Source organism: Streptomyces sp. WM6378 (assembly GCF_001279695.1).
Classification (GTDB): domain Bacteria; phylum Actinomycetota; class Actinomycetes; order Streptomycetales; family Streptomycetaceae; genus Streptomyces.
The window spans coordinates 62,733-89,126 of sequence record NZ_LGDD01000317.1; the positions used below are offsets into that span (position 1 = coordinate 62,733).

21 protein-coding genes are annotated in these 26,394 nt (G+C 70.4%); 16 read left to right on the plus strand and 5 right to left on the minus strand.

Annotation, left to right across the window (positions count from 1 at the left end; translation table 11 throughout):
* Positions 1–113: 113 nt before the first annotated feature.
* Entirely contained in the window at positions 114–3,128 is a 3,015-nt protein-coding gene (gene uvrA / locus ADK54_RS32285; RefSeq protein ID WP_053729325.1) for an excinuclease ABC subunit UvrA, read from the plus strand.
* Between the two features lie 297 nt (positions 3,129–3,425).
* Here uvrA and ADK54_RS32290 read toward each other — a convergent pair whose 3' ends face one another.
* The gene (locus ADK54_RS32290) at positions 3,426–4,316 is read right to left on the minus strand and encodes a carbohydrate kinase family protein (protein ID WP_053729326.1); all 891 of its coding nucleotides are present in this window, start codon (positions 4,314–4,316) and stop codon (positions 3,426–3,428) included.
* Positions 4,317–4,475: 159 nt separating this feature from the next.
* Between ADK54_RS32290 and ADK54_RS32295 the strand changes: the two genes are divergently transcribed.
* Positions 4,476–4,904, plus strand: a complete 429-nt coding sequence (locus ADK54_RS32295) for a Rieske (2Fe-2S) protein (RefSeq protein WP_053729327.1) — start codon at positions 4,476–4,478, stop codon at positions 4,902–4,904.
* A 21-nt stretch (positions 4,905–4,925) separates the two neighbouring features.
* Here ADK54_RS32295 and ADK54_RS32300 read toward each other — a convergent pair whose 3' ends face one another.
* Positions 4,926–5,849, minus strand: coding sequence for a hypothetical protein (locus ADK54_RS32300; RefSeq protein ID WP_053729328.1), 924 nt, complete (start codon positions 5,847–5,849; stop codon positions 4,926–4,928).
* A 238-nt stretch (positions 5,850–6,087) separates the two neighbouring features.
* Here ADK54_RS32300 and ADK54_RS32305 point away from each other — a divergent pair, with 238 nt between their 5' ends.
* The 14 genes from ADK54_RS32305 (at position 6,088) to pgi (ending at position 22,970) form a co-directional block, all read left to right on the plus strand.
* Positions 6,088–6,696, plus strand: a complete 609-nt coding sequence (locus tag ADK54_RS32305) for a papain-like cysteine protease family protein (protein WP_053729329.1) — start codon at positions 6,088–6,090, stop codon at positions 6,694–6,696.
* A gap of 5 nt (positions 6,697–6,701) precedes the next feature.
* Entirely contained in the window at positions 6,702–7,523 is an 822-nt protein-coding gene (locus ADK54_RS32310; protein ID WP_053729405.1) for a hypothetical protein, read from the plus strand.
* Positions 7,524–7,634: 111 nt separating this feature from the next.
* Positions 7,635–9,692: an excinuclease ABC subunit UvrC gene (gene uvrC, locus ADK54_RS32315; protein WP_053729406.1), complete on the plus strand. Its 2,058-nt coding sequence runs from the start codon at positions 7,635–7,637 to the stop codon at positions 9,690–9,692.
* Positions 9,689–10,633 (plus strand): RNase adapter RapZ, encoded by a 945-nt coding sequence (rapZ, locus tag ADK54_RS32320; RefSeq protein ID WP_053729330.1) that lies wholly within the window; start codon positions 9,689–9,691, stop codon positions 10,631–10,633. The genes uvrC and rapZ overlap by 4 nt, the downstream gene beginning before the upstream one ends.
* The gene (locus tag ADK54_RS32325; RefSeq protein ID WP_053729331.1) at positions 10,630–11,652 is read left to right on the plus strand and encodes a gluconeogenesis factor YvcK family protein; all 1,023 of its coding nucleotides are present in this window, start codon (positions 10,630–10,632) and stop codon (positions 11,650–11,652) included. Before rapZ ends, ADK54_RS32325 begins: the two co-directional genes overlap by 4 nt.
* The gene (gene whiA, locus ADK54_RS32330; protein ID WP_053729332.1) at positions 11,643–12,632 is read left to right on the plus strand and encodes a DNA-binding protein WhiA; all 990 of its coding nucleotides are present in this window, start codon (positions 11,643–11,645) and stop codon (positions 12,630–12,632) included. Before ADK54_RS32325 ends, whiA begins: the two co-directional genes overlap by 10 nt.
* A 162-nt stretch (positions 12,633–12,794) precedes the next feature.
* Complete coding sequence (locus ADK54_RS32335; RefSeq protein WP_053729333.1) at positions 12,795–15,743, plus strand: M14 family metallopeptidase; 2,949 nt, start codon at positions 12,795–12,797, stop codon at positions 15,741–15,743.
* 210 nt (positions 15,744–15,953) lie between these two features.
* Positions 15,954–16,964, plus strand: coding sequence for a type I glyceraldehyde-3-phosphate dehydrogenase (gap, locus tag ADK54_RS32340; RefSeq protein ID WP_053729334.1), 1,011 nt, complete (start codon positions 15,954–15,956; stop codon positions 16,962–16,964).
* A gap of 119 nt (positions 16,965–17,083) precedes the next feature.
* Positions 17,084–18,295: a phosphoglycerate kinase gene (locus ADK54_RS32345; protein ID WP_053729335.1), complete on the plus strand. Its 1,212-nt coding sequence runs from the start codon at positions 17,084–17,086 to the stop codon at positions 18,293–18,295.
* Positions 18,296–18,301: 6 nt separating this feature from the next.
* A complete protein-coding gene (gene tpiA, locus ADK54_RS32350) occupies positions 18,302–19,078 on the plus strand; it encodes a triose-phosphate isomerase (RefSeq protein WP_053729336.1) in 777 nt (258 codons plus the stop codon).
* A gap of 108 nt (positions 19,079–19,186) precedes the next feature.
* Complete coding sequence (secG, locus tag ADK54_RS32355; protein ID WP_053729337.1) at positions 19,187–19,420, plus strand: preprotein translocase subunit SecG; 234 nt, start codon at positions 19,187–19,189, stop codon at positions 19,418–19,420.
* 113 nt (positions 19,421–19,533) lie between these two features.
* Positions 19,534–19,869: an RNA polymerase-binding protein RbpA gene (locus ADK54_RS32360; protein ID WP_003976875.1), complete on the plus strand. Its 336-nt coding sequence runs from the start codon at positions 19,534–19,536 to the stop codon at positions 19,867–19,869.
* Between the two features lie 158 nt (positions 19,870–20,027).
* Entirely contained in the window at positions 20,028–21,251 is a 1,224-nt protein-coding gene (locus ADK54_RS32365; RefSeq protein ID WP_053729338.1) for an MFS transporter, read from the plus strand.
* A 66-nt stretch (positions 21,252–21,317) separates the two neighbouring features.
* Positions 21,318–22,970 (plus strand): glucose-6-phosphate isomerase, encoded by a 1,653-nt coding sequence (gene pgi / locus ADK54_RS32370; RefSeq protein ID WP_053729407.1) that lies wholly within the window; start codon positions 21,318–21,320, stop codon positions 22,968–22,970.
* Positions 22,971–23,059: 89 nt separating this feature from the next.
* Here pgi and pgl read toward each other — a convergent pair whose 3' ends face one another.
* The 3 genes from pgl to zwf are packed head-to-tail and all read right to left on the minus strand — an operon-like array spanning position 23,060 to position 26,393.
* Positions 23,060–23,842 (minus strand): 6-phosphogluconolactonase, encoded by a 783-nt coding sequence (pgl, locus tag ADK54_RS32375; protein ID WP_053729339.1) that lies wholly within the window; start codon positions 23,840–23,842, stop codon positions 23,060–23,062.
* On the minus strand, positions 23,839–24,873 hold the full coding sequence (opcA, locus tag ADK54_RS32380; protein WP_053729340.1) for a glucose-6-phosphate dehydrogenase assembly protein OpcA: 1,035 nt from the start codon (positions 24,871–24,873) through the stop codon (positions 23,839–23,841). Before opcA ends, pgl begins: the two co-directional genes overlap by 4 nt.
* Entirely contained in the window at positions 24,870–26,393 is a 1,524-nt protein-coding gene (gene zwf, locus ADK54_RS32385) for a glucose-6-phosphate dehydrogenase (RefSeq protein ID WP_053729341.1), read from the minus strand. The genes opcA and zwf overlap by 4 nt, the downstream gene beginning before the upstream one ends.
* Position 26,394 lies beyond the last annotated feature (1 nt).

Below are 26,394 nucleotides of genomic sequence, written 5' to 3' on the forward strand. Positions count from 1 at the left end.
CGGAACGTGTCCGGATTCATCCAAGAATCAACAACATCACCGAGGCGTCCCCCATACCCTGGGACGGGGGCTCCTGGAGCTCCCTCGCTCTCTCTAGAAAGGTGCGGACCGGCGTGGCCGACCGTCTCATCGTCCGTGGCGCGCGCGAGCACAATCTCAAGAACGTCTCGCTCGACCTGCCGCGCGACTCCCTCATCGTCTTCACCGGGCTCTCGGGGTCGGGCAAGTCCTCCCTCGCGTTCGACACGATCTTCGCCGAGGGGCAGCGTCGCTACGTCGAGTCGCTCTCCTCGTACGCCCGCCAGTTCCTCGGCCAGATGGACAAGCCGGACGTCGACTTCATCGAAGGTCTCTCGCCCGCGGTCTCCATCGACCAGAAGTCGACCTCGCGCAACCCGCGCTCGACGGTCGGCACCATCACCGAGGTCTACGACTACCTGCGCCTGCTCTTCGCGCGCATCGGCAAGCCGCACTGCCCCGAGTGCGGCCGGCCGATCTCCCGCCAGTCGCCGCAGGCCATCGTCGACAAGGTTCTCGAACTGCCCGAGGGCAGCCGCTTCCAGGTGCTCTCGCCGCTGGTGCGTGAGCGCAAGGGCGAGTTCGTCGACCTGTTCGCCGACCTCCAGACCAAGGGCTACAGCCGGGCCAGGGTCGACGGCGAGACCATCCAGCTCGCCGAGCCGCCCAAGCTGAAGAAGCAGGAGAAGCACACCATCGAGGTGGTCATCGACCGCCTCACGGTGAAGGACAGCGCCAAGCGTCGGCTCACGGACTCCGTGGAGACCGCGCTCGGCCTGTCCGGCGGCATGGTCGTGCTCGACTTCGTCGACCTGGCGGCCGACGACCCCGAGCGCGAGCGGATGTACTCGGAGCACCTGTACTGCCCGTACGACGACCTGTCCTTCGAGGAGCTGGAGCCGCGCTCCTTCTCCTTCAACTCGCCGTTCGGCGCCTGCCCCGACTGCACCGGCATCGGCACCCGCATGGAGGTCGACCCCGAGCTGATCATCCCGGACGAGGACAAGTCCCTCGACGAGGGCGCGGTCTCGCCGTGGTCGCTCGGCCACACCAAGGACTACTTCGCCCGCCTGGTGGGCGCGCTCGCCGACGAGCTCGGCTTCCGCACCGACATCCCCTGGGCCGGGCTTCCGCAGCGCGCCAAGAAGGCGCTGCTGTACGGCCACAAGACCCAGATCGAGGTCCGCTACCGCAACCGGTACGGCCGCGAGCGGGCGTACACCACCTCCTTCGAGGGCGCCGTGCCGTTCGTCAAGCGGCGCCACTCCGAGGCGGAGAGCGACGGCGCCCGCGAGCGCTTCGAGGGCTACATGCGCGAGGTGCCCTGCCCCACCTGTGAGGGCACGCGCCTGAAGCCCCTGGTCCTCGCGGTCACCGTGATGGAGCGGTCCATCGCCGAGGTCTCCGCGATGTCGATCAGCGACTGTGCGGACTTCCTGGCCGAGCTGAAGCTCAACAGCCGCGACAAGAAGATCGCCGAGCGGGTTCTGAAGGAGGTCAACGAGCGGCTGAAGTTCCTGGTCGACGTCGGCCTGGACTACCTCTCGCTCAATCGCGCGGCCGGCACGCTCTCCGGAGGCGAGGCCCAGCGCATCCGGCTCGCCACCCAGATCGGCTCCGGCCTGGTCGGCGTGCTCTACGTCCTGGACGAGCCGTCGATCGGGCTGCACCAGCGCGACAACCACCGCCTCATCGAGACGCTCGTACGCCTTCGCGACATGGGCAACACCCTGATCGTCGTCGAGCACGACGAGGACACCATCAAGGTGGCCGACTGGGTCGTCGACATCGGCCCCGGCGCCGGTGAGCACGGCGGAAAGGTCGTCCACAGCGGCCCGTTGAAGCAACTGCTCAGCAACAAGGAGTCGATGACCGGCCAGTACCTGGCGGGCAAGAGGTCGATCCCGCTGCCCGACATCCGGCGGCCCATGGACCCCACGCGCCGGCTCACCGTGCACGGCGCGAAGGAGAACAACCTCCAGGACATCGACGTCTCGTTCCCGCTCGGCGTGCTGACCGCCGTCACCGGCGTCTCCGGCTCGGGCAAGTCGACGCTGGTCAACGACATCCTCTACACGCACCTGGCCCGCGAGCTGAACGGGGCGCGCAGCGTGCCCGGGCGGCACACCCGGGTCGACGGCGACGACCTGGTCGACAAGGTCGTGCACGTCGACCAGTCGCCCATCGGCCGCACCCCGCGGTCCAACCCGGCGACGTACACGGGCGTCTTCGACCATGTGCGCAAGCTCTTCGCGGAGACCATGGAGGCCAAGGTCCGGGGCTACCTCCCCGGGCGGTTCTCCTTCAACGTCAAGGGCGGCCGCTGCGAGAACTGCTCGGGCGACGGCACCATCAAGATCGAGATGAACTTCCTGCCGGACGTGTACGTCCCGTGCGAGGTCTGCCACGGGGCGCGCTACAACCGGGAGACGCTGGAGGTCCACTACAAGGGCAAGTCCATCGCCGAGGTCCTCGACATGCCGATCGAGGAGGGCCTGGAGTTCTTCGAGGCCGTCCCGACGATCGCCCGTCATCTGAGGACGCTGAACGAGGTTGGGCTCGGGTACGTCCGGCTCGGGCAGTCCGCGCCGACCCTGTCGGGTGGTGAGGCCCAGCGCGTGAAGCTCGCCTCCGAGCTCCAGAAGCGGTCCACGGGGCGGACGGTGTACGTGCTCGACGAGCCCACCACCGGGCTGCACTTCGAGGACATCTCGAAGCTGATCAAGGTGCTTTCGGGCCTGGTCGACAAGGGGAACTCGGTGATCGTCATCGAGCACAACCTGGACGTCATCAAGACGGCGGACTGGGTCGTCGACATGGGTCCCGAGGGCGGCAACGGGGGTGGCCTCGTCATCGCCGAGGGCACGCCCGAGCAGGTCGCCTCGGTGCCGGCCAGCCACACGGGCAAGTTCCTGCGGGACATCCTGGGGGCGGACCGGATCAGTGACGCGTCCGTTCCGGTGCGCAAGCCGGTGAAGAAGGCGGCGGCCAAGAAGGCGGTTTCCGCGGCGAAGGCCGCGCCCGCGAAGAAGACGGCCTCTGCTCGGACGGCCTCCGCGGCGAAGAAGGCGGCCCCGGCGAAGAAGGCGACCCGGGCTCGCAAGGCCTGAGTTCCCCACCCCGCCCCTTCCCGAGACCCTCCGGGGGTCGGGAAGGGGCGGGGGAGGTTCGCCTCCTGGGGCTTCGCCCCAGACCCTTCTGGGGGCTTCGCCCCCTAGACCCCCACGAGGACCTCCGCCCCTCGAACCTTGCGAGGGCTCTGCCCGCCGCACCCCCTCTTCGAGGGCTGCCCCCGGCCTCTCCTGCCGGGCCGAGCACCTTCACTTCACGGCGGCTGGACTCGCTGCCGGGCTGCCCGGCCGTCGCTCCCCGGAATTCCCGGAAGGGGGTGAGCTCCGCCGCGATGCTCAGGTCCTTTCCAGCTCCTCCGCGGTGGGCGGCTGCGCGCCCTCTCTCGTGCAGGTCAGGCCCGCTGCCCTCGCCGCGTGGCGGAGCACCTCCGGCCAGTCCGCCGAAGCGAGAGCGTCCAGGTCCGCGAGCCGGTGCAGCAGCGCGGCGTTGACCGTGTCGCCCGCGCCGATCGTGTCCGCCACCGTCACCCGCTCGGCGGGGACCGAGTGCTCGGCGCCCTGGGACGTGAAGGCCGTCAGTCCTGCCGCGCCTCGCGTGACCACCACCGCTTCCGGGCCCGCCGCCAGCCATTCCGCCACCTCGCCGCCCAACCACGCCGCGTCCTCCTCCGAGAGCTTCAGGAGGGACACGTACGGCAGCCAGCTTCTGAAGCGGGCCCGGTAGGCGTCCGGGTCCGGGATCAGGCCGGGGCGGACGTTCGGGTCGAGGAGGGTGAGGACGCCCCGGGCGGATTCTCTGCGGAGCAGCGCCTCGTACGCGGTCGCACCCGGTTCGAGCACCAGGGAGCACGTGCCAAGGGCCAACGCGCTTACCGTGGGCGGGAGTTGAGGGGGAAGTTCGAAGAGGCGGTCGGCGGTGCCGTCCGCGTAGAAGCCGTAGCGCGCGGAACCGTCCGGCGTGAGGCTCGCCACGGCCAGCGTCGTCGGTTCCGGGCCGCGCTGCACCAGGGACGTGTCCACCCCGGCCGCGTGCAGGCCGCCCAGGAGGGCCTCGCCGAAGCCGTCCGTGGACACCCGGGAGCAGAAGGCGGCCCCCGCGCCGAGCCGGCCCAGGGCGACCGCGGTGTTGTACGGGCCGCCACCGGGCCGTGGCGCCAGCGGCCCCAGCGGGTCCTCGGGGTGCTGCGGCACCAGGTCGATGAGGGACTCTCCGGCGACGACGATCACGGCCCAGAACGTAACCCATCCCACCACCGCTCCGGCAGCCCCGGCGAAGGGCGGGCGATCTGCGCCGGTATCGTCGATGGCGCAACCCGGGTCGGTTGCGCGCGACGACAGCGTCGGCCGCGCAGGCGACCGGCCAGACCAGTGATCAGTGGAGTACCCATGACCGGCCAGCCCGCCGCCCGTCGCACCGTGCTGAAAGGCGCCGCCCTCGCCGGGGCCGCGGGGGTCGGCGTAGCGGCCTGCTCCACCGAGTCCAAGCTCGGCCACGCCGAGACCCCGACCCCGACCGCGCCCGAACCGCTCGGCTCGCCCGACGCGGTCCCGGTCGGCGGCGCCAAGCTCTACCGCGAGCAGCGGGTCATGGTGTCCTGCCCGGCCAAGGGCGAGTACCAGGCGTTCAGCGCCCAGTGCACGCACGCCGGCTGCCTCCTGGAGAAGATCGAGGACGGCCACGCGAACTGTCCCTGCCACGGCAGCCGCTTCAACGTGATGACCGGCAAGCCCGTCCAGGGCCCGGCCACCGTGCCGCTGCCCAAGGTGCCGGTGAAGGTCAAGGACGGCCAGCTGGTCGCCGGGCCGGACGCGTAAGACGCCCGGCCCCTCAAGCGCTCACTCCCAGTCCCAGTCGATCCCCAGGATCCCCGGCCGCACCCCCTGCTCCACCAGGTGCACCGAGCGGTGCCGCCCGCTGAGGGTGAGGTCGCTGCGGCCGGAGCGGGTGGCGCCCGTGGAGGTCTGGGCGAAGCGGCGGCAGCGGGCCGGCAGGGCCCGCTCGTCGAACCGCACCTGAAGCACGTACTGGCCGCCCGCGAAACTGAAGCCGCGCACGTACTCCCGGCTCGGACCGCCCGTACCGTCCTCGAAGCCGTATCCGAACAGGTACGTCTCGCCGGCCCGCAGCCGGGTGTCGAAGAGCAGCTCGGCGACCAGGACCCCGGTGGCGCCGTCCCAGCGGACGCGGCCGGTGCGGCAGTTCTCGCCCGCGCGCACCTCGACCCGGGCCGGATCGCATCCGGCGTCCCCGCGGTGGATGGCCAGATAGCGGTCGACGCCGTCGCGGTGGGCCCGTACGACGTGCTGCGAGTCGCGGCCGAGCAGTTCCCGGGCCGCGCCGATGCGGATCCGCTCGTGGTGGCCGACGGTGTGCAGCCCGCCGTCCACCGGGGACTCCAGCTCGCCGATGAGCTGCTCCACCACCCCCGACGCCTCGACGAGGGAGCGGTAGGAGCGTCCGGCGGGGCGCTCGACCTCGGCGGCGGAGGTGTCGTCGAGGAGGCGCAGCAGGGAGTTCGCGGGCAGGCCGAGCACCTCTTCGAGGCCTCGCACCGCGCGCAGCGACTCGGGCCGCTGGGGCCGGCGCGCCCCCTGCTGCCAGTAACTCAGGCTGGTCACGCCGACCTTGATGCCGCGCCCGGCGAGATGGTGCTGGACCCGCTGGAGCGGCAGGCCCCGGACGGACAGCGCGGCGCGCAGTGCCAGGTGGAACGGGCCGGTGTGCAGCACCTGCGCCAGATCGGCCTCGGTGTGGAGCATGGGGGACTCCTCAGTGAACGTTCACGGTGGGGGGTGGGCGCGAGGCGGCGTCAGGTCGGGGAAAACCTGGTGGTGGCAGGGGAGTTGTTCACACTCCGGCCACTTCGTTCACACCCGCGTCCCACCCCGCATTGAAGCGCGTTGACCTGTTCTCGACAACGTCCGATGCTCAACCACAAGCGTCCGGACGCGATCCTCCACCATCCCCAACCCCCCCCCCCGCCATGGGAGGAACGCGATGCGCAGCAAGAAGAGACGGCTGTCCGCCCTCACCCTCGTGGTGGCGGCCCTGTTTGCCGCCCCCACGGCAACGGCCACCGCCGCCCCGCACAGCGACAAGCCGGTGCCCGCCGCAGCCGCCGCGGCGAGCTCCAAGAGGCTCAACATCACGATGCAGTCGCAGCAGAAGGACAACTGGTGCTGGGCCGGCAGCGGCAACACCATCGCCACCTGGTTCGGCCGCAACTACACCCAGAACCAGTTCTGCAACGCGGCCTTCGGCCGGGCGCAGGGCTACGACTGCCCCAACTGGCAGGCCGACCTGGGCAATGTGCAGAACGCCCTGGACTGGGCCGGCATCAACTCGGGCTCGTACGTGACCGGTTGGCTGCGCTACTCGACCGTACAGACCGAGATCAACAACAACCGTCCGATCGAGACCCGCATCCAGTGGTCCAGCGGTGGCGGTCACATGCACGTCGTGTACGGCTACGACGACGCCAGCAGCTGGGTGTACTGGGGCGACCCATGGCCATCGAGCACCCGCTACAACTGGGCGTCGCACGACTGGTACGTCGACAACAACTCCTTCTCCTGGACCCACTCGCTGTACCGGATCGGGGCGTGACGACGATGAAGTTGACCCGCCTCGCTCCCGCGGCCGTCGCCGCCGCGCTGATCACTCTCGCCGCCCCGCTCGCCTTCGCCGACCAGGCGCCGCTCGCCTCCGCCGAGTCGAAGGCCGCGGCCCGCCAGGCCGCGTCCGCCCCCGCCACCCTCGACACGCTCTCCCGTTTCTTCGCACGGGACGGCAAGGTGGCGCTGAAGGCCGCCGCCCCGCACATCGAGGGCGACGCGGTGCCCGTCTACGCGCTCTCCCCGCAGTTCGTGGCGGGGAAGGCGGGCGCACCCGTCGCACAGCTGGAATACCTGGCCTCGACGGCCGTCTCCTCGGACGGCCAGAAGGCCTCGCTGTGGACGGTTCAGCAGGGCGCCTCCTGGAAGGTGGTGAACATAGCCACCGGCGACGACGAGTCCCGTTACGCCGCGGCCGGGGCCGCGAAACTCCCCGGCGGCACCGTGTTCCAGGAGCCGCAGATCAACGCCTGGTACGTCGAGAAGGGCAGCCAGGTGCTGCCGCTCGACGAGGACGCCGTCAAGGCGATCGGCGCCAGGGGCACCACGCTCGCCGCCTACCAGAAGCGCGTCGCCAAGGCGTACGGCGACAAGCTGCCGGGCTCGGCCTACGACAGGTCGGGCAAGGCCGGCGGCTACGGCGAGACGGCCGCGGAGACCAAGGCCCAGGCCGCCCAGGCCGCGGCCGTCGCGGCCGGGCACCACGACGGCCCGTTGCCGGTGGTCTCCACCGTGGTCGGCGCGGGCGCGCTCCTCGCGCTCGGCCTCACCGGCACGGCGGCGCTGCGCAGGCGCCGCCGCCCGGCCGGGCAGGCGTAGCACCGGGACCGGTGCGGGGGGCTGCGACGGCGCCCCCCCGCACCGGTCCGTTCACCGCCCGACCCCATGGGAGAGGCCGCGTTGTCAGCCCCCGCCAGTAGGGTGGTGGACATGGCAGACCCCTCCAGCTACCGCCCCAAGCCGGGACAGATCCCCGACTCGCCGGGGGTCTACAAATTCCGCGACGAGCACCGCCGGGTGATCTACGTCGGGAAGGCGAAGTCCCTGCGCCAGCGCCTCGCCAACTACTTCCAGCCGTTGACGAGTCTGCACCCGCGCACGGCCACGATGGTCACCACGGCCGCCTCCGTGGAGTGGACCGTCGTCGCCACCGAAGTGGAGGCGCTCCAGCTCGAATACTCCTGGATCAAGGAGTTCGACCCGCGCTTCAACGTCAAGTACCGCGACGACAAGAGCTATCCGTACCTCGCGGTGACGATGAACGAGGAATTCCCGCGCGTCCAGGTCATGCGCGGCGCCAAGAAGAAGGGCGTGCGCTACTTCGGTCCGTACGGGCACGCCTGGGCGATCCGCGAGACCGTCGACCTGATGCTCCGCGTCTTCCCGGTACGCACCTGCTCGGCGGGCGTGTTCAAGCGCTCGGCCCAGATCGGCCGGCCCTGTCTGCTCGGCTACATCGGCAAGTGCGCGGCCCCCTGCGTCGGCCGCGTCGCCCCCGAGGAACACCGCGAACTGGCCGAGGACTTCTGCGACTTCATGGCCGGCCGCACGGGGGCGTACCTGCGCCGCATCGAGCAGCAGATGATGGCCGCGGCCGAGGACATGGAGTACGAGCGGGCGGCCCGCCTGCGCGACGACATAGAGGCGCTCAAGAAGGCCCTGGAGAAGAACGCGATCGTCTTCAACGACGCCACCGACGCCGACCTGATCGCGGTCGCCGAGGACGAGCTGGAGGCGGCCGTCCAGATCTTCCACGTGCGCGGCGGCCGGGTCCGCGGCCAGCGCGGCTGGGTCACCGACAAGGTCGAGGCGGTCGACACCGCGGGCCTGGTCGAGCACGCGCTCCAGCAGCTGTACGGCGAGGAGACCGGCGACTCCGTGCCGAAGGAGGTCCTCGTCCCGGCGCTCCCCGAGGACGCGGAGGCGGTGAGCGGCTGGCTCGCGAGCCGGCGCGGCTCGGGCGTCTCGCTGCGCATCCCGCAGCGCGGCGACAAGAAGGACCTGATGGTGACGGTCGCGCGCAACGCCCAGCAGGCCCTCGCACTGCACAAGACCAAGCGCGCCTCCGACCTGACGACCCGCTCGCGCGCCCTGGAGGAGATCGCCGCGGCCCTGGAGCTCGACAGCGCGCCGCTGCGCATCGAGTGCTTCGACATCTCCCACCTCCAGGGCGACGACGTCGTGGCGTCCATGGTGGTCTTCGAGGACGGCCTGGCGCGCAAGAGCGAGTACCGGCGCTTCCAGATCAAGGGTCGTGTCGGAGACACGCAAATCTGGCACGGCGAGGGCCAGGACGACGTCCGGTCCATGCACGAGGTGATCAGCCGCCGCTTCAGGCGCTACCTGGCCGAGAAGGCGCGCACGGGGGAGTGGGTCGAGGAGGAGGGCCGGGACGGCGGCGAGGCACCCGGCCAGGAGGCCGGCGTGGTGTCCGGCGAGGTGTCCGCGCTCCAGGAGGAGGACGGCCGCCCCAAGCGGTTCGCCTACCCGCCGCAGCTCCTGGTCGTCGACGGCGGCCAGCCGCAGGTCGCCGCCGCCAAGCGGGCCCTGGACGAGCTGGGCATCGACGACATCGCGGTGTGCGGGCTCGCCAAGCGGCTCGAAGAGGTCTGGGTGCCCGAGGAGGACGACCCGGTGGTCCTGCCGCGCTCCAGCGAGGGGCTCTACCTCCTCCAGCGGGTGCGTGACGAGGCTCACCGGTTCGCCATCACCTATCAGAGGGCCAAACGGACGAAGCGCTTCAAGGCGGGGCCGCTGGATGCCGTGCCCGGCCTCGGCGACACCCGCAAGCAGGCTCTGATCAAGCATTTCGGCTCGGTGAAGAAGCTCCGGTCGGCGACAATCGACGAGATCTGCGAGGTTCCCGGCATAGGCCGCAAGACGGCCGAGACTCTGGCCGCGGCCCTCGCCGAAGCGGTCCCGGCCGCGCCCGCCGTGAACACGGCGACAGGAGAGATCATTGAAGAGGACGACGGGGGCACGCCATGACTGAGCAGCACGAAGAAGACCGAGAAGCGGGAGTACACGTGAGTACGGGCACGACGATCGAGGCCGGCGGGGCCGATGCGCCCATCCCCGAGCTGGTGATCATCTCCGGTATGTCGGGCGCCGGGCGCAGCACCGCAGCCAAGTGCCTGGAGGACCTCGGCTGGTTCGTCGTCGACAACCTGCCGCCCGCGCTGATCCCCACCATGGTGGAGCTCGGCGCCCGCTCCCAGGGCAACGTGGCGCGCATCGCCGTCGTCGTCGACGTGCGCGGCCGGAGGTTCTTCGACAACCTCCGCGAGTCGCTCGCCGACCTCGACGCCAAGGAGGTCACCCGGCGGATCGTTTTCCTGGAGTCCTCCGACGACGCCCTGGTGCGCCGCTTCGAGTCGGTGCGCCGCCCGCACCCGCTGCAGGGCGACGGCCGGATCGTCGACGGCATCGCCGCAGAGCGTGACCTGCTGCGCGAGCTGCGCGGCGACGCCGACCTGGTGATCGACACCTCCAGCCTCAACGTCCACGAGCTGCGCGCCAAGATGGACGCCCAGTTCGCCGGCGACGAGGAGCCGGAGCTGCGCGCCACCGTCATGTCGTTCGGCTACAAGTACGGCCTGCCGGTCGACGCCGACCTGGTGGTCGACTGCCGCTTCCTGCCCAACCCGCACTGGGTGCCGGAGCTGCGTCCGTTCACCGGCCTCAACGAGGAGGTGTCGGGCTACGTCTTCAACCAGCCCGGCGCCAAGGAGTTCCTCGACCAGTACAGCGAGCTGCTCCAGCTGATCGCGACGGGCTACCGCCGCGAGGGCAAGCGGTACGTGACGATCGCGGTGGGCTGCACCGGCGGCAAGCACCGCTCGGTCGCCATGTCCGAGAAGCTCGCCGCCCGCCTGGCCTCCGAGGGGATCGAGACCGTCGTCGTCCACCGGGACATGGGGCGCGAGTGAAGGTGTACCGCCGGCGCACCGCCGGACCGGTGCTGCGCACCGGCCGCAAGCGGGGCGCCCAGCCCAAGGTCGTCGCGCTCGGCGGCGGCATGGGCCTGTCCGCCTCGCTCGCCGCGCTGCGCCGGATCACCGGCGACCTGACCGCCGTCGTCACCGTGGCCGACGACGGCGGCTCCAGCGGCCGCCTCCGCGACGAGCTGGGCGTGCTGCCGCCGGGCGACCTGCGCAAGGCGCTGGCCGCCCTGTGCGGCGACGACGACTGGGGCCAGACCTGGTCCCGCGTCATCCAGCACCGCTTCCAGTCCAAGGGCGACCTGCACGAGCACGCGGTGGGCAACCTGCTGATCGTCGCCCTGTGGGAGCAGCTCGGCGACCATGTGCAGGCGCTCGACCTGGTCGGCAAGCTGCTCGGCGCCCAGGGCCGGGTCCTTCCGATGTCGGCGGTCCCGCTGGAGCTGGAGGCCCTCGTACGGGGTCACGACCCGGAGCGTCCCGACGACGTGGACACCGTGCGCGGCCAGGCCACGGTGGCGCTCACGCCCGGCGAGGTGCTCTCCGTGCAGCTGGTCCCGCACGACCCGCCGGCCGTCCCCGAAGCGGTCGCCGCGGTGCTCGACGCGGACTGGGTGGTGCTCGGCCCGGGCTCCTGGTTCTCCTCCGTCATTCCGCATCTGATGGTGCCCGAACTGCTCGACGCGCTCACCGAGACCAAGGCCCGCAAGGTCCTCTCGCTGAACCTCGCGCCACAACCGGGTGAAACCGATGGCTTCTCTCCGCAGCGTCATTTGGAGGTTTTGGGACGACACGCCCCTAAACTCGCCTTCGACGTGGTGCTGGCCGACGAGGCCGCCGTGCCCGACCGGGGGAGCCTGACCGATGCCGCGAAACGGCTCGGAGCCGAGGTCGAGCTGGCGCCGGTGGCCAGGCCCGATGGTTCTCCGAAGCACGATCCGGAGCTGTTGGCCGCCGCGTACGACCGTATTTTCCGGATGCATGGAAGGATCGGCCCATGGCGATGACGCCGGCGGTGAAGGACGAAATTTCCCGGCTGCCCGTCACCCGGACCTGCTGCAGGAAGGCGGAGGTCTCGGCGATTCTTCGGTTCGCGGGCGGGCTGCACCTGGTGAGCGGCCGCATTGTGATCGAGGCGGAGCTGGACACCGCGATGGCGGCACGCCGGCTGAAGCGGGACATTCTGGAGATCTTCGGGCACAGCTCCGAGCTGATCGTGATGGCTCCGGGCGGCCTGCGCAGAGGCTCTCGCTTCGTCGTGCGGGTCGTGGCGGGCGGCGACCAGCTGGCCCGCCAGACCGGGCTCGTCGACGGCCGGGGCCGGCCCATCCGCGGCCTGCCGCCCCAGGTGGTCTCGGGGGCCACCTGTGACGCCGAGGCCGCCTGGCGCGGCGCGTTCCTGGCGCACGGATCACTGACCGAGCCGGGCCGCTCCTCGTCCCTGGAGGTGACCTGCCCGGGCCCGGAGGCGGCCCTCGCCCTGGTCGGTGCCGCCCGTCGGCTCCAGATCGCGGCGAAGGCCCGCGAGGTGCGCGGTGTGGACCGGGTGGTCGTCCGCGACGGCGACGCGATCGGCGCGCTGCTCACCCGCCTCGGCGCGCACGAGTCGGTGCTGGCCTGGGAGGAGCGGCGGATGCGCCGCGAGGTCCGCGCCACCGCCAACCGCCTGGCCAACTTCGACGACGCCAACCTGCGCCGCTCGGCCCGCGCGGCGGTGGCCGCCGGGGCCCGCGTCCAGCGCGCCCTGGAGATCCTCGGCGAGGAGGTTCCCGAGCACCTCGCGGCGGCCGGCCGGCTGCGCATGGAGCACAAGCAGGCCTCCCTGGAGGAGCTGGGCGCGCTCGCCGATCCGCCGCTGACCAAGGACGCGGTCGCGGGCCGGATCCGCCGCCTGCTCGCGATGGCCGACAAGCGGGCCCAGGACCTGGGGATCCCCGGGACCGAGTCCAACCTGAGCGAGGAGATGGCGGACGGCCTGGTCGGCTGATCCCGCCCGCTCCTCAACTCGGCTTGCCCGGCGCCCACTTGGTGGGCGCCGGTTCCGTTTCCGGCCCGTACCGGCGCGGGGCTCGCGGTATTGACATGATCATGAAGTGTCATGAGCCTGGCGTCTGTCCACTTTCGTGGCAGACAACTGCAAGGGGGGCTCATGAGACGCAGAGCGAGAGCGATCCTCGCCGCCGCATCACTACTGACGGCCGGACTGGTGGCGGCACCCGTCGCCCAGGCCAGTCAGGGCGGAGCGGACGGCGAGGGCATCGTCGTCTGGAACGCCCAGGTCAGCCGCGCACAGCTGCCGCTGCTCCTGGAGGCCGGTGCCGACGCCCAGGAGCTGGGCGCCCGGCTGCCCGCCAAGGGCTCGGCCGGAGTCGAGCTGTACCTCACCAAGACCCAGGCCGCGGCGCTGAGCGGCAAGGGCGTGAAGCTCACCGAGCACAAGGTCTCCGCCCAGGCCCAGAGCCGCCTCAAGGCCGCGGGCGACGGCGTGTTCCGCCCGTACAGCGGCCCGAACGGGCTGAAGCAGGAGATCCTCGACACCGGCAAGGCCAACCCGTCCCTCACCAAGGTCGAGTCGATCGGCAAGACCGTCAACGGCCAGGACATCCTCGCCGTGAAGCTCACCAAGGGCGCCAACAAGTCCAAGGACGGCTCCAAGCCCGCCACGCTCTACATGTCCAACCAGCACGCCCGCGAGTGGATCACTCCCGAGATGACCCGGCGGCTGATGCACTACTACCTCGACAACTACGGCAAGGACCCGCGGATCACCAAGATCGTGGACTCCACCGAGCTGTGGTTCGTGATCTCCGCCAACCCGGACGGCTACGACTTCACGTTCACGCCCGGCAACCGGCTGTGGCGCAAGAACCTCCGCGACAACAACGGCGACGGCAAGATCACGGTAGGCGACGGCGTCGACCCCAACCGCAACTTCCCCTACAAGTGGGGCTACGACAACGAGGGTTCGTCCCCCGATCCGGCGAACGAGACCTACCGCGGCCCGAGCGCGGGCAGCGAGCCCGAGACGAAGGCGCTCGACTCCTTCGAGAAGCGGGTCCACTTCAACTACGCCATCAACTACCACTCCGCGGCCGAACTGCTCCTTTACGGAGTGGGCTGGCAGGTCGCCACGCCGACCCCCGACGACGTCATCTACAAGTCGCTCGCGGGCACCCCCGACAAGCCGGCCATCCCCGGCTACCTCTCCGAGGTCTCCTCCGCGCTGTACACCACCAACGGCGAGGCCGACGGCCACGCGGCGAACGTCAACGGCACGATGATGTTCACCCCCGAGATGTCGACCTGCACCACCGCCTCGAACGTGGACCCCAATGACGAGTGGAACGCGGCGGACTGCCCCTCGGACTTCAACTTCCCCGACAGCGAGAAGCTGATCCAGGGCGAGTTCGAGAAGAACATCCCCTTCGCGCTCTCGGTCGCCGAGACCACCGCCCACCCCGACCAGCCCTCCTCCTCGGTCGGCATCGACGCCCCCGACTTCACGCCGGACACCTTCGCCACCTCGTACACCCGCGACGACGACCAGGAAGTCGCCGTCACCGTACGCAAGTCGGTGCGCGACAAGACCCTCAACTACCGCATCAACGGCGGCCGTACGCAGACCGAGGACCTGGAGCCCTGGAAGGGCGGCGAGGTCTACGGCGGGCACGACAACCTGCGCTTCGACCAGTACCGCGCCAAGGTCGAGGACGCCGACGCCGGCGACAAGGTCGAGGTGTGGTTCACCGGGCGGACGGCCGCGGGCAAGAAGACGGCCAGCACGCCGTTCACGTACACCGTGGCCGACCGGCCGAAGGCGGACACCCTGGTGCTCGCCGACGAGGGCGGTACCGTCCCGGCCAAGAACGCCGCGCTCTACACCAAGGCGCTCGCCGACAACGGCAAGAAGGCCGCGGTCTGGGACGTCGCCACCCAGGGCGCCCCGAGCGCGCTCGGCGTGCTCAGCCACTTCAAGAACGTCGTCTGGTACACCGGCGCCGCCCAGCCCGCCGCCGCCACGATGTTCGCCGTACGCGACTTCGTCAACGAGGGCGGCAAGCTGGTCAACGCGGGTGAACAGGCAGGCGGCAGCGTCGACTTGGGCGGTGGCGCCCTGTCCGACGACTTCTCGCAGTACTACCTCGGCGCCTACAACAAGGCCGGCCTCAAGTCCCCGCCCGCCTTCGCCGGCACCGGACAGCTCGCCGGAGCCAAGGCCTCCCTGGCCGCCGCCCCCGGCAGCCCGCTGACCGCGGCCGGTGCGTACACCGTCACCTCCGACACCCTCAAGCCGCAGCAGTTCCCGCAGTTCAAGAGCGCGGCGGCCGGTGACTACCCCGGGGTCCGCTCCCCGTTCGAGCCCGCCGAGGGGTCCTGGTTCGCCGCGGCCAAGCACCAGGACAACGCCTATATGCGGCTCGCCCGCACCGTCGACCTGACGGGCACGGCCGCCACCGCGAAGCCGAGCCTGGACTTCCAGCTCAGCTACGACACCGAGCCCGGCTACGACCAGGTGATCGTCGAGGCCCACACCGTCGGCCAGGACGACTGGACGACCCTGCCGGACGCCAACGGGGGCAGCACCACCAGCGTGCCCAGCCAGTGCGAACAGGGCTTCCTGCTCCAGGAGCACCCCTTCCTCGCGCACTACCTCACACTCGGCTCGCCCGCCTGCACGGCGACCGGAAGCAGCGGGAGCTGGAACCGCTTCACCGGCTCCTCCAACGGCTGGCAGCAGGTCGCCGTCGACCTCAGCAAGTACGCGGGCAAGCAGGTCGAGGTCGCCGTCTCCTACGTCTCCGACCCGGGCACCGGAGGCCTCGGCGCGTTCGTCGACGACACCCGCCTCGTCATCGGCGGCACCGCGCAGGGGGCCGAGGGCTTCGAGACCTCGCTCGGCCCCTGGAGCGTGCCGGGACCGCCCGCCGGCAGCCCCGGAACCAGCGGCGACTGGGCCCGTTCCCAGGCGCTCTTCCACTCCTCGGCCGCCGTCACCACCCGTAACACCGTCCTCCTCGGCTTCGGCCTGGAGAACGTGCCCGCGGCCGCCGACCGCAAGCAGGTCATGGGCAAGGCGCTCAGCGCACTGCACCGCTGACGCCGCGTAGTGGGGCCGAAAGTCCCTGGTGGCCCGTACCCGCAGGTAGGTACGGGCCTCCGGGCTTGCCCGGGCGGCATTTCGGAACCATCCGGACGCGCTCGATGTCACCCGGGCGTCCCCGGGGAGGTAGGGTCGTAACCGGTCGGGGACATCCCATACAACTCGCCGGCGTCGAGAACCCGGCGTACCTAACGAGGAGATCGGTTCGTGACGATCCGCGTAGGCATCAACGGCTTTGGCCGCATCGGGCGCAACTACTTCCGCGCGCTCCTTGAGCAGGGTGCTGACATCGAGATCGTGGCTGTCAACGACCTCGGTGACACCGCGACCACTGCGCACCTGCTGAAGTACGACACCATTCTGGGTCGTCTGAAGGCCGAGGTCACCCACACCGCCGACACCATCACGGTCGACGGCCACACCATCAAGGTCCTCTCCGAGCGCAACCCGGCCGACATCCCCTGGGGTCAGCTGGGCGTCGACATCGTCATCGAGTCGACCGGCATCTTCACCAAGAAGGCCGACGCCGAGAAGCACATCGCGGGCGGCGCCAAGAAGGTCCTCATCTCGGCTCCGGCCAAGGACGAGGACATCACCATCGTGATGGGCGTCAACCAGGACAAGTACGAGCCGGCGAACCACCACGTCATCTCCAACGCCTCCTGCACCACCAACTGCGTGGCGCCGATGGCCAAGGTGCTCGACGAGAACTTCGGCATCGTCAAGGGCCTGATGACGACGGTCCACGCGTACACCAACGACCAGCGCATCCTGGACTTCCCGCACTCGGACCTGCGCCGCGCCCGCGCCGCCGCCGAGAACATCATCCCGACCACGACCGGTGCCGCGAAGGCCACCGCTCTGGTCCTCCCGCAGCTCAAGGGCAAGCTCGACGGCATCGCGATGCGCGTGCCGGTCCCGACCGGTTCGGCCACCGACCTCGTCGTGGAGCTGCAGCGGGAGGTCACCAAGGACGAGGTCAACGCCGCGTTCAAGAAGGCCGCCGACGACGGCGACCTCAAGGGCATCCTGTTCTACACCGAGGACCCGATCGTGTCCTCGGACATCGTGAGCGACCCGGCCTCCTGCACCTTCGACTCCTCCCTGACCATGGTCCAGGAGGGCAAGTCGGTGAAGATCCTGGGCTGGTACGACAACGAGTGGGGCTACTCCAACCGACTCGTCGACCTGACCGTCTTCGTCGGCGGCCAGCTCTGACCTCGGTCCGGTAGGCACCTGATGTGAGCTACAGGGCTCGGGCAGCGCAATGACGCGCTGTACGGGCCCTGTCGCCTGTCCAGACCGTCCGTCACGTACCTCCCAAGGAGTCACCCTTTATGAAGACGATCGACGAACTTCTCGCCGAAGGGGTCGCGGGCAAGCGGGTATTCGTCCGCGCCGACCTCAACGTGCCGCTGGCAGAAGGCCTCATCACCGACGACGGCCGCATCCGCGCCGTGCTGCCGACCGTCAAGGCGCTCGTCGCCGCCGACGCCAAGGTCGTCGTGGCCTCGCACCTGGGCCGCCCCAAGGGCGCCCCGGACCCGCAGTTCTCGCTCCTTCCCGCGGCCGAGCGGCTCGCCGAACTCCTGGGCGCCCCGGTCGCGTTCGCCCAGGACACCGTGGGCCCCGCCGCGCACGACGCGGTGAACGGGCTGCAGCCCGGCCAGGTCGCGGTCATCGAGAACCTGCGTTTCAACGCCGGTGAGACGGCCAAGGACGACACCGAGCGCGGCGAGTTCGCCGACCAGCTCGCGGCCCTGGCGGATGTGTACGTCGGCGACGGCTTCGGAGCCGTGCACCGTAAGCACGCCTCCGTCTTCGACCTCCCGGCCCGCCTGCCGCACTACGCCGGCTACCTCATCGCCACCGAGGTCGGCGTCCTCAAGAAGCTCACCGAGGACGTCAAGCGCCCCTACACCGTCGTCCTCGGCGGCGCCAAGGTCTCCGACAAGCTCGCCGTCATCGACGAGCTCCTCGGCAAGGCCGACCGCCTCCTCATCGGCGGCGGCATGGCGTACACCTTCCTGAAGGCCAAGGGGCACGAGGTCGGCATCTCCCTCCTTCAGGAGGACCAGATCCCGGTCGTCCTGGAGTACATGGAGCGCGCCGAGAAGAACGGCGTCGAGCTCGTGCTGCCCGTCGACATCCTGGTCTCCAAGGACTTCCCCGACCTGAAGACCAAGGCCCCGGCCGACTTCGAGACCGTCGACGCGGACAAGATCCCCGCGGACAAGGAGGGCCTGGACATCGGCCCCAAGTCCCGTGAGCTGTTCGCCTCGAAGATCACCGACGCCGAGACCGTCTTCTGGAACGGCCCGGTCGGCGTCGCCGAGCACCCCGACTACGCCGGCGGCACCACCGCCGTCGCGCAGGCCCTGCTGGACAGCAAGGGCTTCACCGTGGTCGGCGGCGGCGACTCCGCCGCGGCCGTCCGCAACCTGGGCTTCGACGAGTCGAAGTTCGGCCACATCTCGACCGGTGGCGGCGCGAGCCTCGAATACCTCGAAGGCAAGACGCTTCCCGGCCTCGCCGCACTGGAGGACTGAACACCCGTGAGCACCCGTACCCCGCTGATGGCGGGCAACTGGAAGATGAACCTCAATCACCTTGAGGCCATCGCGCACGTCCAGAAGCTCGCCTTCGCGCTCGCCGACAAGGACTACGAGGCCGTCGAGGTCGCGGTCCTGCCGCCCTTCGTCGACCTGCGCTCCGTGCAGACCCTCGTCGACGGAGACAAGCTCAAGATCAAGTACGGCGCCCAGGACATCTCGGCGCACGACTCCGGTGCCTACACCGGCGAGATCTCGGGCCCGATGCTGTCCAAGCTGAAGTGCACCTACGTCGCCGTGGGCCACTCCGAGCGCCGGCAGTACCACGCCGAGAGCGACGAGATCTGCAACGCCAAGGTGAAGGCCGCCTACAAGCACGGCCTGACCCCGATCCTCTGCATCGGCGAGGGCCTGGACGTCCGCAAGGCCGGCCAGCAGGTCCAGTACACGCTGGCCCAGCTCGACGGCGGCCTCAAGGACATCCCGGCCGAGCAGGCCGAGTCCATCGTGATCGCGTACGAGCCCGTGTGGGCGATCGGTACCGGCGAGGTCGCCACTCCCGAGGACGCCCAGGAAGTGTGCGGGGCGATCCGCGGCCGCCTGGCCGAGCTGTACTCGCAGGAGCTCGCCGACAAGGTGCGCATCCAGTACGGCGGCTCGGTGAAGTCCGGGAACGTCGCCGCGATCATGGCCCAGCCCGACGTGGACGGCGCCCTGGTCGGCGGTGCCGCACTGGACGCCGACGAGTTCGTCAAGATCGTCCGCTTCCGCGACCAGTAAGTATGCGGTAGCGCGGATCCGTCGTACCCTTGCGGGGGCCGGGACAGGGATTGTGGAATGTCCCCCCGGCCCCCGTCGCCATATCAGTCCTAGGAAGTTGGTCCAGCCGTGATTGTCGGGTTCTCGATTGCCCTGATCGTCTTCAGCCTGCTGCTGATGCTGCTGGTGCTGATGCACAAGGGAAAGGGTGGCGGCCTCTCCGACATGTTCGGCGGTGGCATGCAGTCCTCCGTCGGCGGCTCCTCGGTCGCCGAGCGCAACCTCGACCGCATCACCGTCGCGATCGGTCTGTGCTGGTTCGCGTGCATTGTCGTACTTGGTCTGCTGATGAAGCTCAAGTAAGCCGTCGTCGTTCGGCGTTTCGGGGGTGGGGTGTAACTCCAATCACTGGACGCGCGTTGGGCCTTACGTAGACTGGGGCATCTTCGAGCACCATCACGCAGGGAGTTACGACCGTGGCAAGTGGCAACGCGATCCGGGGAAGCCGGGTCGGAGCGGGGCCGATGGGGGAGGCAGAGCGCGGCGAGTCCGCGCCACGCCTCCGCATCTCCTTCTGGTGCTCGAACGGGCACGAGACGCAGCCGAGCTTCGCCAGTGACGCACAGGTTCCGGAGACGTGGGACTGCCCGCGCTGCGGATTCCCCGCAGGACAGGACCGGGACAACCCGCCGGACCCGCCGCGCACCGAGCCGTACAAGACGCACCTCGCGTACGTGCGCGAACGGCGCAGCGACGCGGACGGCGAGGCGATCCTCGCCGAGGCACTCGCCAAGCTCCGGGGCGAGATCTGACAGTTGAAGGGCCCACAGGGTGAACTCGGTTCATCCAGAGGGCCCTTCGGTGTATCCGGGCTCGCACCGCGTCCGCTCCAACGGGTGAAACCGCAGGTCAGCCCCGATTGTCAGTGGCGCCCTCTACCTTGTGAAGCAGCCGATCACGAGGGGGAGTTGTGGCAGTGGTGGGGGCCGTGGAGGGCGCGCCGCCGACGAAACCGGCCTGGCGCGGGGGGTTCGGCAGGCTGTGGACGGCGGCCGTCGTCAGCCGTTTCGGTGATTCGCTGCGCACCGCCGCGCTGCCCCTGCTCGCCACCACCCTCACCACCGATCCGTTCCTCATCGCGCTCGTCACGGCCTGCGGCTATCTGCCGTGGCTGCTGTTCGGCCTCCTCGGCGGGGCGATCGCCGACCGGGTGGACCAACGCCGCGCCATGTGGGCCGTCGACCTGGTCCGGGGCGCCCTCGTCGCCGCCTTCGCGGTGGCCGTCGGCGCGGGCCACGCCTCCATGCCCCTGCTGATGGCGCTCGCCTTCGCGCTCACCACCCTGGGGACGCTCTTCGACAACGCGGCCACCGCCCTGCTGCCCTCGCTCGTGCCCAGCGGCGCGCTGGGCAGCGCGAACGCCCGGGTGATGACCGGGCAGCAGATAGCGGGCGGCTTCCTGGCGGCCCCGCTGGTGCCGGTGCTGCTCGCGGTCTCCGTGGCGGCGCCGTACGGGGCGGACGCGGCCAGTTACGTACTCGCCGCGGCCCTCGTCGCCTCGCTGCGGCCGGCCGCCCCGCGGCGGGCGGCCAGGAAGCCCGGGTCCACGCTGCGCGCGGAGACGGCCGAGGGGCTGCGGACGCTCTGGGCCGACCGGGCGCTGCGCGGCCTGTGCGCGGCCACCACCGTGTGCAACATCGGCATGGGAGCCCTCATCGCGACCCTGGTCCTGCACATCACCGGCTGGCTGGGCGCCGGGCACAGCGGCTATGCCGCGGCCATCACGGCGTACGGGGCCGGGAGCGTGGCCGGCGGGCTGCTCGCGCAGCGGCTCGCACGACGGCTCGGGCGAATACGGAGCGTGCTGGTCGCCGGGGCCGTCCAGACCGGCTGTCTGGCGGCCATGGGCACGGTCCGCGCGCTGTGGGTGACGATCGCCGCCATGGCGCTGTTCGGGCTGATGGGCATGGTGTGGAACGTGAACCTGACGACGCTGATGCAGGAGCGCGCGCCGGAGGCGATGCTGGGACGGGTGAGCGCGGCGTTCCGCACGCTGGCCGTGGCGGGCGCCCCGCTGGGCGCGCTCGTGGGAGGTGCTGCGGCGGCCTCCTGGGGCCTCAACACCCCGGCCCTGCTGGCGTCCGGCTTGTTCGTGGTCGCCGTCGCCGCGCTGATTCCTGCCCGCACCGCCTGATCAATTAGGTTGGAGGGGCAGCGGGGCAGGTACGCAAGTACGAGAAGAAGTGGGCTGATGTCGGAGATGAACGCAGGAAGCCGTACCAGGCTCAACCAGATGCCCGAGTGGATCGCACTGGGCAAGCACCGGGAGCAGTTGGGCGACACCCATCTGCGTCAGCTGTTCGCCGCCGAGCCCGGCCGCGGCACCGCATACACCCTGCAGGTCGGCGATCTCTATCTCGACTACTCCAAGCACCTGGTGACCGACGAGACCCTCGCGCTCCTTCGCGAGCTGGCCGCGGCCGCCGACGTCGCCGGACTGCGGGACGCCATGTTCCGCGGAGACAAGATCAACACGACCGAGGACCGCGCCGTGCTGCACACCGCGCTGCGGGCCCCGCGCGACGCGGTGATCGAGGTCGACGGCGAGAACGTGGTGCCGGACGTGCACGACGTGCTCGACAAGATGGCCGCGTTCTCCGGGAAGATCCGCTCGGGCGAGTGGACCGGCCACACCGGCAAGCGCATCAAGAACGTCGTCAACATCGGCATCGGCGGCTCCGACCTCGGTCCGGCGATGGCGTACGAGGTCCTGCGGTCGTTCACCGACCGGGAGTTGACGGTCCGTTTCGTGTCCAACGTGGATGGCGCCGACCTCCACGAGGCCGTCCGCGACCTGGACGCCGCCGAGACGCTGTTCATCATCGCGTCCAAGACGTTCACCACCATCGAGACCATCACCAACGCCACCTCGGCGCGCGACTGGCTGCTCACCGAGCTGAAGGCCGGTCAGGACGCCGTCGCCAAGCACTTCGTGGCGCTGTCCACCAATGCAGACAAGGTCGCCGAGTTCGGCATCGACACGGCCAACATGTTCGGCTTCTGGGACTGGGTCGGCGGCCGTTACTCCTTCGACTCGGCCATCGGCCTCTCCCTCATGATCGCCGTGGGGGCGGACCGGTTCCGCGAGATGCTGGACGGCTTCCACCTGGTCGACGAGCACTTCCGCACGGCCCCCGCCGAGTCCAACGTGCCTTTGTTGATGGGCCTGTTGGGCGTGTGGTACGGGGCGTTCTTCGACGCCCAGTCGCACGCGGTGCTGCCGTACTCGCACTACCTGTCCAAGTTCACGGCGTACCTCCAGCAGCTGGACATGGAGTCCAACGGCAAGTCCGTGGACCGCGACGGCAACCCGGTCGAGTGGCAGACCGGGCCGGTCGTGTGGGGCACCCCGGGCACCAACGGGCAGCACGCGTACTACCAGTTGATCCACCAGGGCACGAAGGTCATCCCGGCCGACTTCATCGGTTTCGCCGAGCCGGTCGCCGACCTGCTGCCGGGCCTGGTCGCCCAGCACGACCTCCTGATGGCCAACTTCTTCGCCCAGACGCAGGCGCTGGCCTTCGGCAAGACGCCGGACGAGGTGCGCGCCGAGGGCGTGGCCGAGGAGCTCGTGCCGCACAAGACGTTCCAGGGCAACCACCCCACCACCACGATCCTCGCCAAGGAGCTGACCCCCTCGGTCCTCGGCCAGCTGATCGCCCTTTACGAGCACAAGGTGTTCGTGCAGGGCGCCATCTGGAACATCGACTCGTTCGACCAGTGGGGCGTCGAGCTCGGCAAGGTGCTCGCCAAGCGCGTCGAGCCCGCCCTGACCGAGGGTGCGGACGTGCCGGGCCTCGACGGGTCGAGCAAGGCGCTGGTCGCCAAGTACCGCTCGCTGCGCGGCCGTTGAGATCTTCAGCTGTTGAGACCCTGAGGGCATAGAACACTCCGGCCCGGTCCACCCCCGAAAGGGGCGGGCCGGGCCGGATGCGTCAGGCGTCAGGCGGACGCCGGGGGGTACAGCGACCGCGGCAGCTGGGACGCGGCTGCCGAGTCCAGGAGCCACAGGGTGCGGGCCCGGCCGTAGGCGCCGGCCGCCGGGGCCTGCACCTCGCCCGCGCCCGACAGGGCTATCGCCGCGGCGTGCGCCTTGTCCTCGCCGGCCGCGAGCAGCCAGACCTCGCGCGCCGCCCGGATCGCCGGGAGGGTGAGCGAGATCCGGGTGGCCGGCGGCTTCGGCGCGCCGTGCACCCCGACGACCGTCCGCTCGGTCTCCCGCACCGCGGGCAACTCCGGGAAGAGGGACGCCACATGGGTGTCCGGGCCGACGCCCAGCATCAGCACGTCGAACGTGGGCACCGGACCGTGGTCCTCGGGGCCGGCGGCGGCTGCGAGCTCCGCCGCGTAGGCGGCGGCCGCGGCGTCCGCGTCCTTGCCGTACGCCCCGCCCGAGGCGGGCATCGGGTGCACCCGCTTCGGGTCGAGCGGCACCGCGTCGAGCAGCGCGGCTCGCGCCTGCGTGTAGTTCCGCTCCGGGTCGTCCTCGGGCACGAAGCGCTCGTCGCCCCACCACAGGTCCAGGCGCGACCAGTCGATCGCGTCCCGGGCCGGCGAGGAGGCAAGCGCCGCGAGCAGCCCGTTGCCGTTGCGGCCGCCCGTGAGGACCACGGACGCCGAGCCGCGGGCGGCCTGGGCGTCCACGACCTTAGTGATCAGCCGGGCCGCGGCGGCCTGCGCCATCAGCTCCTTGTCGCGGTGGACGACGAGCTGAGGCGTGCTCACTTGGCCGCCGCCTTCTTGGCCGGAGCCGCCTTCTTCGCGGGAGCCGGCTTGGCGGCCGAACCCTCCGCGTCCTCCTTGGCGGCCGGTACGACCGTGGCCTCGACGCCCTCGTCGAGCCGGTCCACGCCGAACTTCAGCGCCGACGCGTAGGTGTCGTCCGGGTCGAGGCGGCGCAGTTCCTCCGCGATGAGCTCGGAGGTCTCGCGGCGCTTCAGCGCCACCGCACGGTCCGGCTGGCCCTGCACGGAGAGCGTGGCGAGCGAGCCGTCGGCGCGGTCCAGGACGATCGGGCCGCCGGACGTCTCCAGGCGTACGGCGGTGAGGCCGGGGCCCGAGGACAGGGAGCGCTTGACCGGCACGTGCAGCCGGTCGGCGAGCCACATGCCGAGCAGTTCGCAGCTCGGGTTGAACTCCTCGCCCTCCACCTCGACGCTGGTCACCTTGCAGGCGATCTGGTCGAGGGCCGCGGCCAGCATCGAGCGCCACGGCGTGATGCGGGTCCACGACAGGTCGGTGTCGCCGGGGGTGTACGCCTCGGCGCGGGCGGTCAGCTCCTGGATGGGGTGCTCGGCCGCGTAGGTGTCGGTGACACGGCGCTGGGCGAGCGCGCCCAGCGGGTCCTGCGCCGGGTCGACCGGCGCGTTCACCGGCCACCAGACGACGACCGGCGCGTCCGGCAGGAGCAGCGGCAGGACCACCGACTGGGCGTGGTTGAGCACCTCGCCGTACAGCCGGAGGACCACCGTCTCGCCGGTGCCCGCGTCCGCGCCGACCCGTACCTCGGCGTCCAGGCGCGAGGTCGTGCGGTCGCGGGGCGAGCGCGAGACCCGCTTGATGACGACGAGGGTGCGCGAGGGGTGCTCGCGCGAGGCGTCGCTGGCGGCGCGCAGGGCGTCGTAGGCGTTCTCCTCGTCGGTGACGATGACGAGGGTGAGCACCATGCCGACGGCGGGCGTGCCGATGGCCCGGCGGCCCTGGACCAGCGCCTTGTTGATCTTGCTGGCCGTGGTGTCCGTAAGGTCGATCTTCATGGCCGCCGCCAGCTCCGTCCGTCTCGTGCGAGCATTTCGTCCGCCTCGTGAGGACCCCAGGTCCCCGAGGGGTACTGGGCGGGCTTGCCGTGACTGTCCCAGTACTGCTCGATCGGGTCGAGGATCTTCCAGGACAGCTCGACCTCCTCCACGCGCGGGAAGAGGTTGGAGTCGCCGAGCAGGACGTCCAGGATGAGGCGTTCGTAGGCCTCGGGGCTCGACTCCGTGAAGGACTCGCCGTACGCGAAGTCCATGGAGACGTCCCGGACCTCCATCGAGGTGCCGGGCACCTTGGAGCCGAAGCGCACGGTCACGCCCTCGTCCGGCTGCACCCGGATGACCAGGGCGTTCTGGCCCAGCTCCTCCGTGGCGGTGTGGTCGAAGGGGGAGTGCGGGGCGCGCTGGAAGACCACTGCGATCTCCGTGACGCGCCGGCCGAGCCGCTTGCCGGTGCGCAGGTAGAACGGGACGCCCGCCCAGCGGCGGTTGTCGATCCCCAGCTTGATCGCGGCATAGGTGTCGGTCTTCGACTTGGGGTCGATGCCGTCTTCCTGGAGGTAGCCGACCGCCTTCTCGCCGCCCTGCCACCCGGCCGCGTACTGCGCGCGCACCGTGTCCTTGCCGAGGTCCTTGGGCAGCCGCACGGCGCCGAGGACCTTGGTCTTCTCGGCCGCGAGCGCGTCCGCGTCGAAGGAGGCGGGCTCCTCCATCGCGGTCAGCGCGAGCAGCTGGAGCAGGTGGTTCTGGATGACGTCGCGGGCCGCGCCGATGCCGTCGTAGTAGCCGGCCCGGCCGCCGATCCCGATGTCCTCGGCCATCGTGATCTGCACGTGGTCGACGTAGGAGCGGTTCCACAGCGGCTCGAACATGGTGTTCGCGAACCGCAGGGCCAGGATGTTCTGAACGGTCTCCTTGCCCAGGTAGTGGTCGATCCGGAAGACCTCGTTGGGCGGGAAGACCTCGTGCACGACCTGGTTGAGCTCCTTGGCGGAGACCAGGTCGTGCCCGAACGGCTTCTCGATGACCGCGCGGCGCCAGGAGCCGTCCTTCTGGTCGGCGAGCCCGTGCTTCTTGAGCTGCTGGACGACCTTGGGGAAGAACTTCGGCGGCACCGAGAGGTAGAAGGCGAAGTTGCCGCCCGTGCCCTGCGCCTTGTCGAGCTCCTGGATCGTCGACTTCAGCGTCTCGAACGCGTCGTCGTCGTCGAAGTCGCCCTGGACGAAGCGCATCCCCTGGATGAGCTGCTGCCAGACCTCCTCGCGGAACGGCGTACGGGCGTGCGCCTTGACCGCGTCGTGCACCTCCTGCGCGAAGTCCTCGTCCTGCCACTCGCGGCGGGCGAAGCCGATCAGCGAGAAGCCCGGCGGAAGCAGACCCCGGTTGGCGAGGTCATAGACGGCGGGCATCAACTTTTTACGGGACAAATCGCCCGTGACGCCGAAGATCACCAGGCCCGACGGCCCCGCGATGCGCGGGAGCCGTCGGTCTGCGGCGTCACGCAGCGGATTGCTGCTTGACAAG

What these genes read in the sequence shown, in the direction of transcription:
- opcA (WP_053729340.1), bottom strand. Translation starts at nt 24,873, where the DNA reads ATGAAGATCGACCTTACGGACACCACGGCCAGCAAGATCAACAAGGCG.
- rapZ (WP_053729330.1), top strand. Translation starts at nt 9,689, where the DNA reads ATGACTGAGCAGCACGAAGAAGACCGAGAAGCGGGAGTACACGTGAGT.
- ADK54_RS32300 (WP_053729328.1), bottom strand. Translation starts at nt 5,849, where the DNA reads ATGCTCCACACCGAGGCCGATCTGGCGCAGGTGCTGCACACCGGCCCG.
- ADK54_RS32310 (WP_053729405.1), top strand. Translation starts at nt 6,702, where the DNA reads ATGAAGTTGACCCGCCTCGCTCCCGCGGCCGTCGCCGCCGCGCTGATC.
- whiA (WP_053729332.1), top strand. Translation starts at nt 11,643, where the DNA reads ATGGCGATGACGCCGGCGGTGAAGGACGAAATTTCCCGGCTGCCCGTC.
- ADK54_RS32345 (WP_053729335.1), top strand. Translation starts at nt 17,084, where the DNA reads ATGAAGACGATCGACGAACTTCTCGCCGAAGGGGTCGCGGGCAAGCGG.
- ADK54_RS32295 (WP_053729327.1), top strand. Translation starts at nt 4,476, where the DNA reads ATGACCGGCCAGCCCGCCGCCCGTCGCACCGTGCTGAAAGGCGCCGCC.
- uvrC (WP_053729406.1), top strand. Translation starts at nt 7,635, where the DNA reads ATGGCAGACCCCTCCAGCTACCGCCCCAAGCCGGGACAGATCCCCGAC.
- ADK54_RS32305 (WP_053729329.1), top strand. Translation starts at nt 6,088, where the DNA reads ATGCGCAGCAAGAAGAGACGGCTGTCCGCCCTCACCCTCGTGGTGGCG.
- pgi (WP_053729407.1), top strand. Translation starts at nt 21,318, where the DNA reads ATGAACGCAGGAAGCCGTACCAGGCTCAACCAGATGCCCGAGTGGATC.
- ADK54_RS32335 (WP_053729333.1), top strand. Translation starts at nt 12,795, where the DNA reads ATGAGACGCAGAGCGAGAGCGATCCTCGCCGCCGCATCACTACTGACG.